The following is a 13,751-nucleotide window of genomic DNA, read 5'->3' as shown; positions in this document are numbered from 1 at the left end:
AGCACAACGCCCCTCGCCAACCCGGCGAGGGGCGTTGCTCGTGCCGCTACTGACGTGCCGCGTACCGGGCGTGTGCGGCCTGCCGCGAGGTCCCGAGGCCTCGGGCGACCTCCGCCCACGACCGTCCAATCGAGCGCTGGCCGGTGGCCGCAGTGGCGATCGCTCGCTCCAGGTCGTCGCGCAAGGCCACGAGTTGGGCGAGTTCGGGCTCGTCGGCGTCCCCGACGCGCTCTCCGGCCCGTCGGATCATTCGCCTCACCATGGCGAGGAATTCGTCCGTCTCAACACTCATGCCACGCCCTCCAGGAGTCTTAATTTCGGTGTCAACCCAGCGTTGACACTTTTGTCGTAGGCCGAATCGACCACGGCGCGCACGTCGTCGGGGTCGATCTCGGTGTAGATCCGCGTCGTGTCGGCTGAGGCGTGCCCCATGAGTTCCTGCACGATGAGGACGTTGCCGCCGCTCTCCTTGAGTGCCCTCGTGCCGAAGCTGTGGCGGAGCTTGTGGATCGTCCAGCCGTCCGGGAGCACGTCGATCGCCAGCTCGCCGACCCGGCGCGCCGACAGGTGCCCGTCGATCGCGCCCGGGAAGGCGTAGCCCTCGCCGAGGGCACGGAGATCGAGCGCGAGCCGACGAGTGAGGGGGACGACGCGGAGCTTGCCGCCCTTGCCGTGCACGAGGAGCGACCAGCCGAGGAGATCCTCGGCGAGGTCCCGGGAGTGGACGACGGCGATCTCGCCGCGCCGCATCCCGGCATCGTGCGCCAGGCGCAGCATGAGGCCCGTCCGGTCATCGGCGCGCGCGAGCGACTGCCGGTAGAGCGGCTCCGGGATCGGCCTGGCCTTGCCCTTCGTGGCCTTCACCTTCGGGAGGGCCTTGACCGGCGAGCGGTCCACGTAGCCGAAGCGCTTGCCCCACTTCCAGAACTCGGCGAACGTCGATCGGCGTCCTCGCCGGGTCTCGGGCATCCACGACTGCGAGCCGGTGTACTGCACGAGGATGTGCTTGGTGACCTCCCACGGGCCGACATCGACCCGGCGTGCGAGATGCTGGAGATGCTCGCGGCGAGCCCGGATGCTCGTCTCGCGCAGGCCCGCCGAACGTTGGGCGATGCAGAACTGGTCAATGGCTTGGATCCATGGTGCGGTAATCATCACGACAGCCTCCCCGCTGAAAAGGGGGCATCGGCGGGGGCGTTCATCACGACTCGATATCGGTCAATGAGGGCAGGGCTACGCTGTGCGCATGATCACTCTCGCAATCGCCCTTGGCATCATCGGATTCGCCCTGACCGTCGTAGGAGGGGTGATCACCTACACGGGGCGAATGCGTGAGAAGACGCCCGGCTCCGGCCTGTACACGATCCCGACGGCTGGGCGCGGAACGCTCGCTCTCACCGTGAGCGGAGCAGTAGTTGCTCTCGTAGGGCTCTTCGTGGGTCTCGCTGTTTGACCTGCTCACGCGCTCACCGACCGCAGCGCCAGGATGAGGAGAAGCCCTAGGCTGGCGGCTCCGTTTGACAGCTCCATTACGCTAGACGTGCCTCGTTCGCGGGTCGCATCGACTCCCAACCAGAAGGTTGGGGGTTCGAATCCCTTCGGGCGCACATTGTGAAAAGCGGTCCACTTCGGTGGGCCGCTTTTTTCATGCCGCCTGCCAGCAGGATATCGGCGCGAGAAGCGGATGGAATCGCATAAAACGTCCGGTTCTCGGGCGTTCGTCCTCTTCTCGTGCGGCTCCCACACGTCGCTACGCCCGGCAGCTGCCCAGCGTGCCCGTGAGTGCCTGGCGGTCGGCGTCGTCGACCGTGAGGTCGTACGCCATCAGCACGAGGACGAACCGCGCCGCGTACTCGCAGTGCGAGGCGGCCGCGGGCGGCATCCAATCGCCGGGGCCGGAGTCCGACTTCGACGAGTTCGTCGCGCCGTCGACGGCCTGCAGGTTGATCGGGTCGTTCGCGAACTGCTCCCGCTGCTGCTCCGTCCACGTGTTCCCGCCGTGACGCCAACCCCACGCGAGCGGCACGACGTGGTCGATCTGCACGAGCTGACTCGACCGCTCACCGCGCTGGAAGTCGATCGTCGACCCCGTGTAGAGGTCGTGCAGAACGCCGGTGAGGACGACGCAGTCGCGGGTCCCCGGCTTGAAGGTGACGTCGACGAGGTCGCGCGCCAGCACGTCGTTGCGGGTGTCGCAGCCGTTGCGGTCGATGTCGGCCCAGCGCTGACCGAACCGGTCCCGGTCGTAGCCGGTGGCCACCTGGGTGGCGGTGTCGACGTCGGCCAGCGCGTCTTCGACTGCGGCGGCCGAGACGACGAACTGCCCGGACGCGTCCACGGCGGCGAAACCGGCGGCCTCGAGCGATGCCCGTGCGCTCGGGCTGACCGCCGCGGGCGTGGGTGCGAGCGACGTCGGCGCTGGTGACCCCGGCTCGCCGAACACGATCCCGCCGTCGACCTGCGTCGCGACGAGCACCACGACGGCTGCAAGGAGCGCGACGAGCAACGCCAAGGGAGTCTTCTTCATGCTGGGTGCTCTCCTCGGGGTCTGCTCCACCAGCGTAGAGGCGGGCGCCGACACGAGGTCGCCGGACGTCAGCCCCGGTAGACGTCGCTCCGATGGCCGAGCGTGATGACGACCACGAGGAGCACACCGTCATCGATCGTGTACACGATCCGATAGTCACCCACCCTGACACGGAAGCCGGGGCGTCCTTGCAACGCCGTGGCACTCGGCGGGCGCGGGTTCTCCCCAAGCAGAGCGATCGCGGCCCGGATGCGTCGCTGGTCCTGATGGTCGATCCTGCGGAGCGCCTTGATCGCGGCCGGCCGCAGCTCGATGTCGTATCGACTCATTCCCAGCCGAGGTCGGCCTTCGCCTGCGCCCACGGGATGCTGTCGCCCTCCTCGGCCATCGCCGCATCGAAGGCACGGGCGTCCTCGGCGTCTTCGAGCGCCTCCATCATCCGGTCGTACTGTTCGGGACTGATGATGACGGCCTCTGCGCGCCCGCGTCGCTCCACGAAGACGGCTTCGGTGTGGGATCGCGCAATGAGTTCGGAGAACTTCGCGCGAGCTTCGGTGACGTTGATCCGGGACATGTCGCAAGTGTACGTTTTGGGCCTCCGTCTGTACATGAGGGGGTGGCCGAGGTGTGGTTCGACGGCTTCAGAGGAGCCTAGACAAAGGTGTACCGACGACCGAGCGCGCTCTCCACAGGGGTGCCCTTCGACAAGCTCAGGGACCGGCGGAAGTGATCGGGGAGCGGACGGGGTGGCAGCCCTTCGACAGGCTCAGGGACCGGACTGATGCGGCCACCGAAGGACGTCCGCCCCTGCCGCTGCGGACGCTGGCGGGATAGGGTCGAGCAGACACAGGGTGCCCCACAACGGGCGCCCGCGATCAAGGAGGATCACGTGTCAGGTAACAGAGCTGTCGCCTACAAAGCAGCGGGTGTCGTCGAGGTCATCGACATCGACTACCCCACCTTCGAACTCAAGGACGGACCGGGGGTGAACCCGGCCAACGTCGGCCGGAAAGTCCCGCACGGCGCCATCCTCAAGACCGTCGCGACCAACATCTGCGGCTCCGACCAACACATGGTCCGCGGCCGCACCACGGCACCGCCGAACCTCGTCCTCGGACACGAGATCACCGGCGAGGTGGTCGAGGTCGGACCGGATGTCGAGTTCATCAAGGTCGGCGACATCGTCTCGGTGCCCTTCAACATCGCCTGCGGTCGCTGTCGCAACTGCAAGGAGCGCAAGACCGGCATCTGCCTCAACGTGAACCCCGACCGCCCGGGCAGTGCCTACGGCTACGTCGACATGGGTGGTTGGGTCGGCGGCCAGGCCGAGTACGTGCTCGTGCCCTACGCGGACTGGAACCTCCTGAAGTTCCCGGACCGCGACCAGGCGCTCGAGAAGATCATGGACCTCACGATGCTCTCCGACATCTTCCCGACCGGCTTCCACGGTGCGGTGACGGCGGGCGTCGGCGTCGGATCGACCGTCTATGTGGCGGGCGCGGGTCCCGTCGGACTCGCCGCAGCGACCGGGGCCATGCTCCTCGGCGCCGCTGCAGTCATCGTCGGCGACATGAACGCCGACCGGCTGGCGCAGGCGCGGAGCTTCGGTTGCGAGACCGTCGACCTCACCAAGGGTGAGCCGGGGGAGCAGATCGAACAGATCCTCGGCGTCCCGGAGGTCGACTGCGCGGTCGACGCCGTCGGGTTCGAGGCTCGTGGTCACGGTGGCGACGCGGGTCACGAAGCCCCGGCGACGGTGCTCAACTCGCTCATGGACATCACGGCGGCCGGCGGTGCGCTCGGCATCCCCGGACTCTACGTGACGGGCGACCCGGGTGGCATCGACGAGGCCGCGAAGAAGGGTGCGCTCTCGCTGAGTCTCGGTACCGGCTGGGCGAAGTCGCTGTCGTTCACCACCGGTCAGTGCCCGGTGATGAAGTACAACCACGGCCTCATGATGGCGATCCTGCACGACAAGGTCCACATCGCGAAGAACGTCAACGCGACCGCGATCACCCTCGACGACGCCCCGCGCGGGTACGCGGAGTTCGACGCGGGGGCTGCGCAGAAGTTCGTCCTCAACCCGAACGGGTATCTGGACGCCGCGTAGGAGGCACGGGGACATCACCGAGAGCGCCCGTTGCGTCGTCTGGAGCGCTTCAGGACGACGGAACGGGCGCTTTCGGCTGCCCTTCGACAAGCTCAGGGACCGGGGTGGAGTGGTGCAGGGACCGGGAGGAGTGGCGCAGGGACCGGGAGGAGTGGCGCGGGGACCGGGGGTCCCGACTACTGATTTTTCACCCGAACGCCTGCCGCAGGGCATCCGGAACGGCGTTGTCTGACGAACTGCTGAGTGAACCGTGAGATTCCCTCCTCTCGGTCCGTCTCTCCAATGACGCGGGAAACCGACGGGGCCTTGGGGCCCGTCCCGCGACGAAGAGACCCCCACTCGCACAAGGACGACCATGCAACACTCCTTCCTCGCATCCGAATCAGATCCGGAGAGCGACTCGGACACCAGCCCACTGCTCGGCAGTGCGAGCAGTACGGCGTCGACGGTTCCGATCCGCAAGGTCACGGTCAGCGGCGACGACCCGGCCACCGCCCGGCAGAACTACGAGCGCGCCTACGACGGCAGCCGCTTCACCGTCACCCGCGGCACCGAGCCGTTCTCGTTCCAGTGGGTGTCGATCGGCGACGACCGTGTCTCGCTCCGCACCGCGACGATGACCGGACACGTCACCGGCGAGACCCCGGGCCTCACGGATTACGTGGTCTCGTGGGTCACGACCGGCGGCGGCTGGATCGTGCGCCGCGACGGCCAACGGATGGAGATCCCGCGACACCCGTTCGTCCTCCCGTTCCACCGGCCGTACACGGTGCACCTCACCCCGCACCGGCAGAACTCCGTGCTCTTCTCCGCCCCGTACCTCGAAGACATCGCGACCGAGATCCACGCCGGCCCGAGTCAGCAGGTGTCCTTCGATCTCGAGGCGACGCCGACACCCGAGGCGATCGAGCGCTGGCGCGTGGCGCTGAACGCCTCCACGCCGGTGCTCACCGACGAGACGGCGCCTCCGCTGCTCCGTATGAACGCCCAACGACCGCTCGCCCTCGCGCTGCTCCAGCTCGCACCGTGGGCGGTGGTCGACCTGCCGGAGCCGCTCCGCGAGCCTTCGATGGCGCGCACGCGCCTCGCGGTCGAGTACCTGCACCATCACGCGGCGGAGCCCATCACGCCCGCCGACGCGGCGAAGGCGGCCGGGCTGCACACGAGGACGCTGCAGCTCCACTGCCGTCGCGAACTCGGCATGTCGCCCACCGCCTACCTGCGCGACATCCGCCTCGACCGCACCCGTCGCGAGCTCGCCGAGAGCTCGCCGCAGGAGACGACGGTCGGTGAGGTCGCGAAGCGGTGGGGCTTCGTCCACCTCGGACGCTTCGCCTCCGCCTACCGGAACCGCTTCGGCGAGGGCCCGAGCCAGACCCTGCGCGGCTGACGCCCGTCGCCGGATATCCAAAAAATGAGTGCTTCCGGAAAAGTTCGAGACGGACCGTGAGATTCGGGCGTGACGCGCAGTCTCATAGATGTCGCCCGCAACACGGGCACCGCCGCCGGACACCCGGAGCGTGAACCAGCACCACCAGACACCGAAGGAGCAACACCATGTCGAACACCACCGACACCGCGAACCACGCCGCAACGACCTCCACGGGCAAGAACGTCATCGCCGATGGCGTCGTCCAGAAGGTCGCCGGCATCGCAGCCCGCGAGGTCCCCGGCGTGCACGACCTCGGTGGCGGAGCGGCTCGCGCCATCGGCGCCATCCGCAACGCCATCAACGCTCAGGACCGCGGTCAGGGCGTCTCGGTCGAGGTCGGCGAGAAGCAGGTCGCCGCTGACATCGTGATCGTCGCCGAGTACCCCGTCGACCTCCAGCGCGTCGCGGACGACGTCCGTCGCAGCGTCACCGACGCGATCTCGAACGTCGTCGGCATGGACGTCACCGAGGTCAACGTGACCGTCGCCGACGTCCACATCCCGTCGGACGACGACAACGACGCTGACGAGAGCCGCGTCCAGTGACCACGACCGATCGCGGCATCCTCGTCGGTGCCGTCCTGGCGCTGGCGGCCGTGGCATTCGGGTTCTGGAGCATGATCCTCGTCGCACTGTTCATGCTGATCGGATTCGGCATCGGACGCGTGCTCGAGGGCAAGCTCGACCTGCGCGGTGTCGCCGACGCGCTCCGCGGGCGGCGGTCGTCGTGACCGCGGCGGTGACGGCCGAACAGGCCGTGCATGGTCGCAACACGATCAGCTCCCGCGCCGTGCGTCGCGTCGTGTCTGCCGTCACCGCGGAGGAACTCGGTGTGCGGGCGTCGGAGGTCTCGGTCGAGCTCTCCGACGCCCAGGGGGCCCTCACGGTCACCGCGAGCACGCCCATCCACGTGTCGCCGCTCGGCGCCGGATCCCGGACCTCGGGAACCGTCCTCGAACGCCTGGCACGCGCACAGACCAGCATCCGTGAGCGGTGCCTGGACCTGACCGGGTCGACGATCGGACGCGTCGACCTCCACATCACGGGCGCGAAGCTCGAAGTACGAAGGAGGGTGTTGTGAGCACCCCAGCCCTGTACCGCCGCGCGGTGCGTCGCGAGACCCACTCGCCGCGGTCGACGCTCGCGATCACGATCGCGATCATCCTCGCGCTCGTGCTCGCCTGGCTCGGCACCGAGTCGGTCCTGGCCGCGATCGGGCAGCCGGCGCTCCTCGTCGCACCGAAGGACATCGTCACCGCGGTGCTGACCGCGGCGACCGCCCCGGCCCCACTCCTCGTCGCCATCGGCGCGGTCGCGGCGATCGTCGGCCTCGTGCTGATCGTCCTGTCGCTGGCTCCCGCCCGCCAAGGGCGTCGCGGGTCGATCGCCGAGCGCACGGCGGCGGTCGTGGACGACCGGGTGATCGCGCAGTCGCTCGCCCGCGTCGCCTCGTACGCCGGTGACATCGACCCCTCGCAGGTGAGTGTCAGCGTCGGCGCCAGGAGCGCCCGCGTCGACGTCACGCCGACGAGCGGTCGACGCGTCGACCAGCGCGAGATCCAGCAGGCCGTGGACGCGGAGGTCGCGTCCTACGACTACCGGCCGGCGCTCCGCGCCAAGGTCCGCGTGAGTAGCAAGGGAACGGTGGCCTGATGAACTCCACGAATCGCTTCCTCAACCGGTTCTTCATCTTCGTGGTCGGACTCGTCGTCCTCGCGGCCGGCGCGGCCCTGTCCGTGGGGGCGCTTCTGCCTGACGTGCAGCGGACGATCAGCGAGAACGCCGAGCGGGCCGTCGGACCGACGAACGACACCATCGACGCCCAGCCGTGGATCCTGTGGGTCGCGGCGGTCGTCGCCCTGCTGCTCATCCTCGTCATCCTCTGGTTCGTGTTCCGGCAGGGCCGCGGGCACACCGGAACGCTGCTGCAGGTCGACGAGCAGCGGACGAAGGACACCCGACCGGTGGTCGCGTCGTGCTCGACGTGAAGGTCGCCGAGCAGGTCCTCGAAGAGGCGATCGGGCGCAACCCCGACGTGGTCTCCGTCGACGTCACCGGCTTCCGGATCCGCAAGCAGTCCACGCTGCGCCTCACCGCACACGCTCGTCGCGGCGCCTCGCCCGTCCAGCTGCGGCGCGACATCGAGGCGGCCGTCCACGAGTGGGACGGCGTCCTCGGGACCTCCACCCCGGTGGTCATCCAGATCGTCAGCGGGCTGCGCACACGGCTCGCCAGCACGAACCGGGTCGTCTGACCCGACACCCCGCGGTGCCGCCGCGGCACCCGAACCGACAGCAGTAGGACCGATGCACCGCCGACGCGGTGCGAGGAGGATCGCATGAGCGACGACACGAAGCACCCGGACCAGCAGCACATCCCCACCCCGGCCGAGGTCCGGGCGGAGCACCCGACGGTGCTCGTGCCCGCGCATCCCGATGACGAGGTCCGTCGCATCGAGTCGCACGACGGCGAGCACGCGGGTGGGACCGCGCCCGCTCCTGTGGTCGCGCCGGCGAACGGGGCTGTCGCTGGTCCGGAGACCGCTGAACCGGCTGTGGCCGACTCGGTCTCCGTCGAGACGCCGACGGTGTCGGTGTCGGAGTCGGTGGCTCCGCCGGAAGCGGCGGACGCACCGGTGGTCGAGCTCGACTCCGGCCGGCGACGTGAGCAGGAGGCCGACGAACTCGCCCAGGTCATCGCCACGACGGCCGAGACGGTCCCCGGCGTGCACGCCCTCGGTTCCCCGACGGCCCGCGCCATCGACAGCGCCCGCACCCGCCTGCTCGGTCGCACCGCCGTCCCCGGCGTCAACGTCCTGGCCGACGAGGACGTGCTGAACGTCGACGTCTCACTGGTGGCCGAGTACCCGGCCAGCATCGACGAGGTCGCGGACACGGTCCGGGCCGACGTCGCGGCCGCGCTGGAGGCCCGCCACCCGGGACCGGTCGACATCGACATCACGGTCACCGACATCCACGGCCCCTTCGACCCGATCGAGCCCGATCCGGGCGAGGCGATCGACGACGCGAAGGCCGCCGTCGGCAATGCGACGTCCGCGACGGGTGCCGCGATCGGCGATGCGGCAGAGGCCGCCGGGGATGCCCTCGGCACGGCGAAGGCTGCTGCATCGGACGCGGAGGACTCGGCGCGAGCCCGAGCGGCCGACCTGGCCGACGCCGCTGGTGACGCGGTGGAGCAGCGGACCGGTCGGTCCGAGGGCGACGACGGCCGGTCGCTGGGAGACGGGCAGCCGGGCCCGGCCGCCGGTGCCGACGGCGAGCTCGTGACTGACGGCGACGTCGGCGGCGAACCGACCGATGCGGTGGTGTCGGAGGAACTCGCCGAGGCCGCCCGTCAGCTTGCCACCGCGGCCGACTCGCTCGCGACCGTCGCCGAGGAGGTGACGCACGGCGCCGACCCGAACCTCGCCGATGCTGAGCCCGCCGGGGCGGCTGACGCGATCCAGGACGCTCCGGCGGAAGAGCCCGTCGCGACGGGCCCGGATGCCGACCCGGTTTCGGCCCCCGAGCTGGACGGCGAGGACGCGCCCGAGCAGTCTGCCCCGAAGGTCGCCGACGTCGACGAGGTGGCGGACGCTCCCGCCGAGGTCACGGCCACCCAAGCTGCGGCGCCGGCGAAGGAGCAGTGACATGCCGCTCTTCAGCCGGAGCACGTCGTACGGTGCGCGTCCGCGTCCGCGTGCCGTGTGGGCCGCTGCGATCACGGGTGTCGTCCTGCTCGTGCTCATCGTCGTCGGCGTGCTCATCCCGATCCTCGGGCTCATCGGCGCCGCCGACGGCGCGACGGTCGGTGCGCTCGACGTCCCGGTCGGCGGCATCGTGGTCGCGCTCCTCATCGGGTACGTCCTCGCGCTGCTGTTCCTGCTCGGGTGCGTCCGCAGTCGCAACGGCGCACTCTCCTGGGTGCTCGCCGTCGCCGCGGTGATCTCGGCGCTCCTCGTGTCGCTGTGGCCGCTGCTGGCGGTCGCCTTCGCGGGCGTCGACCAGGCGTCCGACGTGGTGCCGTTCATCCAGGACCTCATCCGCCAGGTCACGGGCGGCTGAGCACCGGAGATCCGCGCGGCAGCAGGAGGTTCTCCCTCAGGATCTCCTGCTGTCGCGCGGATCTCCTGTGCTCAGCTCAGGCGGCGGGTGAGGTGGACGTCGACGGTGTCGCCGATGTCCTTGCCGAGGCGCTTCCGGAGCTTCGCACTGATGGACAACATGTGACCACCGGAGCCGGTCGGCATGAGGCCGACGTTCGGCAGCTCGACACCGTCGACGATCGCGTCGACGCGGACGGATTTGCCGGTGCCGAAGAACTCGGCCGAGCCGGGCATCTCGACGCAGGACCAGACGTCGCCCTTCACATCGACGCCGATCGGCGTGGTGAAGCGGTGGTCGAGCTCGGTCGGTTCGATGGCCATCGGTGGCGCCCCTCGTCGGTCGTGGTCGGCGTGGCCATTGTCGCGGCTGAGTCCGACCCGTGGCAAGGGCGGGACCGTCCCTGGTCCCGCCCTTCGACAGGCTCAGGGACCGCGTTTCCTACCCCGCTCCCGCCCTTCGACAGGCTTAGGGCCCGCTTGTCGAGGGCCCCCGGAAGCACTCGGCCCCTCGGCAGGCTCGCGAGGAGCACTGCCGAGGGGCCGGGAACCTCAGTTCTGGGGGAAGCCGAGGTTGATGCCGCCGTGGGAGGGGTCGAGCCAGCGGGAGGTGATGGCCTTCTGCTGGGTGAAGAACCGGACGCCCTCGGCGCCGTGGGCCTTGGTGTCGCCGAACAGCGAGTCCTTCCACCCGCCGAAGGAGAACGTCGCGACCGGCACGGGGATGGGCACGTTGATGCCGATCATCCCGACCTGGATCTCGTTCTGGAACCGCCGGGCGGCACCGCCGTCGTTGGTGAAGATCGCGGTCCCGTTGCCGAACGCCCCGCCGTTGATCAGCGCGACGCCCTCTTCGTAGGACTGCACGCGCACGACCGCGAGGACGGGTCCGAAGATCTCCTCCGTGTACACCTTCGACGTCGTCGGGACGTTGTCGATGAGGGTCGGGCCGAGCCAGAACCCGTTCGGGTCGCCGTCGATGGGGGTGTTGCGGCCGTCGACGACGATCGTCGCACCATCCTGTTCGGCGATGTCGAGGTAGGAGGCGACCTTGTCGCGGTGCACCTTCGTCACGAGCGGTCCCATGTCGCAGTTCCGACGGCCGTCACCGATCCGCAAGGTGGCTGCACGCTCGGCGATCTTGGCGATGAGTTCGTCCGCGACGGGCTCGACGGCCACGACCACCGAGATCGCCATGCAGCGCTCGCCCGCGGATCCGAAGCCGGCGTTGATCGCGGAGTCCGCGACGAGGTCGAGGTCGGCGTCGGGCAGGACCAGCATGTGGTTCTTCGCCCCGCCGAGGGCCTGGACCCGCTTGCCGTGTGCGGTGCCGGTCTCGTACACGTACTTCGCGATCGGGGTGGAACCCACGAAGGAGATCGCGCGGACGTCGGGGTGGGTGAGGAGCCCGTCGACGGCCTCCTTGTCACCGTTCAGCACCGTGAACACGCCGTCGGGGAGCCCGGCTTCCTTCCAGAGCTTCGCGAGCCAGATCGCCGCGGACGGGTCTTTCTCGCTCGGCTTCAACACGACCGTGTTCCCGGCCGCGATCGCGATCGGGAAGAACCACATCGGCACCATCGCGGGGAAGTTGAACGGCGAGATGATGCCCACGACCCCGAGCGGCTGCTTCGTGGAGTACACGTCGACACCGGTCGAGACCTGCTCGGAGAACTCACCCTTCAGGTGGTGCGCGAGACCGGTCGCGAACTCCACGACCTCCTGCCCACGCGTGATCTCACCCAGCGCGTCGGAGACGACCTTGCCGTGCTCCGCGGTGATGATCTCCGCAAGCTCACCCTTCTTCGCGTCGAGCAGCTCACGGAACTTGAACACGATCTGCTGACGCTTGGCCAGCGGCAGGTCGCGCCAAGCCGGGAACGCCTTGGCAGCCGATGCGACAGCTGCTGCGATCTCATCCTGATCGGCGAGCGCGACGTGCTTCGTCGCGACGCCCAGCGCCGGGTCGTAGACCGGGGCGGTGCGGCCGGAGGTGGACGGGGCCTCGGCTCCGTCGATCCAGTGCGGGACGACCGGCAGCGTGCCGGCGTCGGTGGTGGGGGTGGTGCTCGTGGCGGTGGTGGTCATGCGGATGGCTCCTGGGCGTCGTGGGGTGCAGGGGTGCTGGGTGCTGGTCGTGCCGCGGCGGACGGGGCCGGGGTCGGGAGTCCCGACACCGAGTCCCAGAACGGGTCCGGCTCGCCGCTCATGCGCGCAGCTCCCCGAGGGCGGCGTCGATGATGGCGACACCCGAGGCGACCTCGTCGGCGGTCACGACGGCGGGCGGGACGACGTGGATGCGGTTCTCGCTGATGAACGGCAGGAGGCCGGCCTCGAGCAGGGACGTCTTGAACCGACCCATCGCCGCCGCATCGAGTGGTGCGCGGGTGTCGCGGTCCTCGACGAGCTCGACCGCCCAGAACACGCCGCTGCCGCGGACCTCGCCGATGAGCTCGTGGCGCTCGGCGAGGGAGCGGAGCGCGGGCCCGATGTGGTCGGCGCCGATCGCCTTGGCATGTTCGACGACGCCTTCCTCGGCCATGGCGGTGAGCGTCGCGACGACACTCGCGGCGGCGAGCGGGTGGCCGGAGTATGTGAGTCCGCCAGGGAACACCTGCTCGTCGAAGACGCGGGCGATGTGCTCGGAGACGATGACGCCACCGAGCGGCACGTAGCCGGAGTTGACGCCCTTCGCGAAGGTGATGAGGTCGGGTCGCACGTCGAACGCGTCGAACGCGAACCACTCACCGGTGCGGGCGAAGCCGGCCATGACCTCGTCGAGGATGAGCATGATGCCGTAGCGGTCGGCGATCGCGCGGACCCCCGCGAGGTAGCCGGGTGGCGGCGTCAGGATGCCGGCGGTGCCGGGGACGGTCTCGAGGAGGATCGCGGCGATCGAGCCGGGACCCTCGGCCTGGACGGTGCGCTCGAGGTGGCGGAGGGCGCGCTCCGACTCCTCCTCCGGCGTCGTGGCCCAGAACTCGGTGCGGTAGAGGTAGGGGCCGAACACGTGCACGTGACCGCGCGCGTATTCGTTGGGGATGCGGCGCCAGTCGCCCGTCGCGACGATGGCCGCACCCGTGTTGCCGTGGTACGAGCGGTAGGTCGAGATGACCTTGTCGCGGCCGGTGGCGATGCGCGCCATGCGGATCGCGTTCTCGTTCGCGTCGGCACCGCCGTTGGTGAAGAAGACCTTCTCGAAGCCCTCGGGCGCACGCTCGAGGATGAGCCGCGCTGCCTCGGCGCGGGTCGCGTTCGCCGCGGCCGGCGCGATCGTGGTGAGCTGCGCCGCCTGCTCCTGGATCGCCGCGACGACCTTCGGGTGCTGGTACCCGAGGTTCACGTTGACGAGCTGGCTGGAGAAGTCGAGGTAGTGGCGTCCGTCGTGGTCCCACACGGTGCTGCCGAGGCCGCCCGCGATGGGGAGCGGCTTGAGCGTGCTCTGGGCGGACCAGGAGTGCAGGACGCGCTGGGTGTCGGCGTCGCGGACGCCGGCGTTGTCGAGGCCGGAGAGGAAGTCATTGATCACCCCTGCAGCCTGGCAATCGACGCGGCCGATGTACATGGCGTGATCAGTGGTA

19 protein-coding genes are annotated in these 13,751 nt (G+C 69.6%); 11 read left to right on the top strand and 8 right to left on the bottom strand.

The features are described from left to right. Positions 1–46: 46 nt before the first annotated feature. Positions 47–292 (bottom strand): hypothetical protein, encoded by a 246-nt coding sequence (locus tag BWO91_RS17125; protein WP_079003426.1) that lies wholly within the window; start codon positions 290–292, stop codon positions 47–49. Next, the gene (locus tag BWO91_RS17120) at positions 289–1,155 is read right to left on the bottom strand and encodes a tyrosine-type recombinase/integrase (RefSeq protein WP_079003425.1); all 867 of its coding nucleotides are present in this window, start codon (positions 1,153–1,155) and stop codon (positions 289–291) included. The genes BWO91_RS17125 and BWO91_RS17120 overlap by 4 nt, the downstream gene beginning before the upstream one ends. A gap of 91 nt (positions 1,156–1,246) precedes the next feature. Here BWO91_RS17120 and BWO91_RS17115 point away from each other — a divergent pair, with 91 nt between their 5' ends. Next, complete coding sequence (locus tag BWO91_RS17115) at positions 1,247–1,453, top strand: hypothetical protein (protein WP_079003424.1); 207 nt, start codon at positions 1,247–1,249, stop codon at positions 1,451–1,453. Between the two features lie 297 nt (positions 1,454–1,750). Here BWO91_RS17115 and BWO91_RS17110 read toward each other — a convergent pair whose 3' ends face one another. The 3 genes from BWO91_RS17110 to BWO91_RS17100 all read right to left on the bottom strand — a co-directional run bounded on the left by BWO91_RS17110 (position 1,751) and on the right by BWO91_RS17100 (position 3,101). Beyond that, complete coding sequence (locus tag BWO91_RS17110) at positions 1,751–2,527, bottom strand: HNH endonuclease family protein (protein ID WP_079003423.1); 777 nt, start codon at positions 2,525–2,527, stop codon at positions 1,751–1,753. 68 nt (positions 2,528–2,595) lie between these two features. Then, complete coding sequence (locus tag BWO91_RS17105) at positions 2,596–2,856, bottom strand: type II toxin-antitoxin system RelE family toxin (RefSeq protein ID WP_079003422.1); 261 nt, start codon at positions 2,854–2,856, stop codon at positions 2,596–2,598. After that, positions 2,853–3,101, bottom strand: a complete 249-nt coding sequence (locus BWO91_RS17100) for a type II toxin-antitoxin system Phd/YefM family antitoxin (protein ID WP_064296825.1) — start codon at positions 3,099–3,101, stop codon at positions 2,853–2,855. Before BWO91_RS17100 ends, BWO91_RS17105 begins: the two co-directional genes overlap by 4 nt. A gap of 315 nt (positions 3,102–3,416) precedes the next feature. On the opposite strand from BWO91_RS17100, the gene fdhA reads away from it, so the two are divergent. The 10 genes from fdhA (at position 3,417) to BWO91_RS17055 (ending at position 10,132) form a co-directional block, all read left to right on the top strand. Then, on the top strand, positions 3,417–4,637 hold the full coding sequence (gene fdhA, locus BWO91_RS17095) for a formaldehyde dehydrogenase, glutathione-independent (protein WP_071260517.1): 1,221 nt from the start codon (positions 3,417–3,419) through the stop codon (positions 4,635–4,637). 355 nt (positions 4,638–4,992) lie between these two features. Next, on the top strand, positions 4,993–6,027 hold the full coding sequence (locus BWO91_RS17090; RefSeq protein WP_071260515.1) for a helix-turn-helix transcriptional regulator: 1,035 nt from the start codon (positions 4,993–4,995) through the stop codon (positions 6,025–6,027). Positions 6,028–6,194: 167 nt separating this feature from the next. Further along, positions 6,195–6,614 carry an Asp23/Gls24 family envelope stress response protein gene (locus BWO91_RS17085; protein WP_064296822.1) on the top strand — a complete coding sequence of 140 codons (420 nt, stop codon included), beginning with the start codon at positions 6,195–6,197 and terminating at the stop codon, positions 6,612–6,614. Continuing rightward, entirely contained in the window at positions 6,611–6,799 is a 189-nt protein-coding gene (locus BWO91_RS17080; RefSeq protein ID WP_064296821.1) for a DUF2273 domain-containing protein, read from the top strand. The genes BWO91_RS17085 and BWO91_RS17080 overlap by 4 nt, the downstream gene beginning before the upstream one ends. After that, the gene (locus tag BWO91_RS17075) at positions 6,796–7,149 is read left to right on the top strand and encodes a hypothetical protein (RefSeq protein ID WP_079003421.1); all 354 of its coding nucleotides are present in this window, start codon (positions 6,796–6,798) and stop codon (positions 7,147–7,149) included. Before BWO91_RS17080 ends, BWO91_RS17075 begins: the two co-directional genes overlap by 4 nt. Beyond that, complete coding sequence (locus tag BWO91_RS17070; RefSeq protein WP_064296819.1) at positions 7,146–7,721, top strand: hypothetical protein; 576 nt, start codon at positions 7,146–7,148, stop codon at positions 7,719–7,721. Before BWO91_RS17075 ends, BWO91_RS17070 begins: the two co-directional genes overlap by 4 nt. Beyond that, on the top strand, positions 7,721–8,056 hold the full coding sequence (locus tag BWO91_RS20300; RefSeq protein WP_240555562.1) for a hypothetical protein: 336 nt from the start codon (positions 7,721–7,723) through the stop codon (positions 8,054–8,056). The genes BWO91_RS17070 and BWO91_RS20300 overlap by 1 nt, the downstream gene beginning before the upstream one ends. Further along, entirely contained in the window at positions 8,044–8,322 is a 279-nt protein-coding gene (locus BWO91_RS20295; protein ID WP_240555561.1) for a hypothetical protein, read from the top strand. The genes BWO91_RS20300 and BWO91_RS20295 overlap by 13 nt, the downstream gene beginning before the upstream one ends. Before the next feature lie 84 nt (positions 8,323–8,406). Continuing rightward, entirely contained in the window at positions 8,407–9,717 is a 1,311-nt protein-coding gene (locus BWO91_RS17060; protein WP_079003420.1) for an Asp23/Gls24 family envelope stress response protein, read from the top strand. 1 nt (position 9,718) lies between these two features. Beyond that, positions 9,719–10,132 carry a hypothetical protein gene (locus BWO91_RS17055; RefSeq protein WP_079003419.1) on the top strand — a complete coding sequence of 138 codons (414 nt, stop codon included), beginning with the start codon at positions 9,719–9,721 and terminating at the stop codon, positions 10,130–10,132. Between the two features lie 71 nt (positions 10,133–10,203). On the opposite strand, the gene BWO91_RS17050 is transcribed toward BWO91_RS17055, so the two are convergent. The 3 genes from BWO91_RS17050 to BWO91_RS17040 all read right to left on the bottom strand — a co-directional run bounded on the left by BWO91_RS17050 (position 10,204) and on the right by BWO91_RS17040 (position 13,735). Then, complete coding sequence (locus BWO91_RS17050; RefSeq protein WP_079003418.1) at positions 10,204–10,494, bottom strand: DUF1905 domain-containing protein; 291 nt, start codon at positions 10,492–10,494, stop codon at positions 10,204–10,206. 228 nt (positions 10,495–10,722) lie between these two features. Continuing rightward, positions 10,723–12,258, bottom strand: a complete 1,536-nt coding sequence (locus BWO91_RS17045) for a CoA-acylating methylmalonate-semialdehyde dehydrogenase (protein WP_079003417.1) — start codon at positions 12,256–12,258, stop codon at positions 10,723–10,725. A 118-nt stretch (positions 12,259–12,376) separates the two neighbouring features. Next, on the bottom strand, positions 12,377–13,735 hold the full coding sequence (locus tag BWO91_RS17040; protein WP_079003416.1) for an aspartate aminotransferase family protein: 1,359 nt from the start codon (positions 13,733–13,735) through the stop codon (positions 12,377–12,379). Positions 13,736–13,751 lie beyond the last annotated feature (16 nt).

The organism is Plantibacter flavus (assembly GCF_002024505.1).
In the GTDB taxonomy this organism is placed as follows: domain Bacteria; phylum Actinomycetota; class Actinomycetes; order Actinomycetales; family Microbacteriaceae; genus Plantibacter; species Plantibacter flavus_A.
This window is presented reverse-complemented; position numbering and strand designations above follow the sequence as displayed.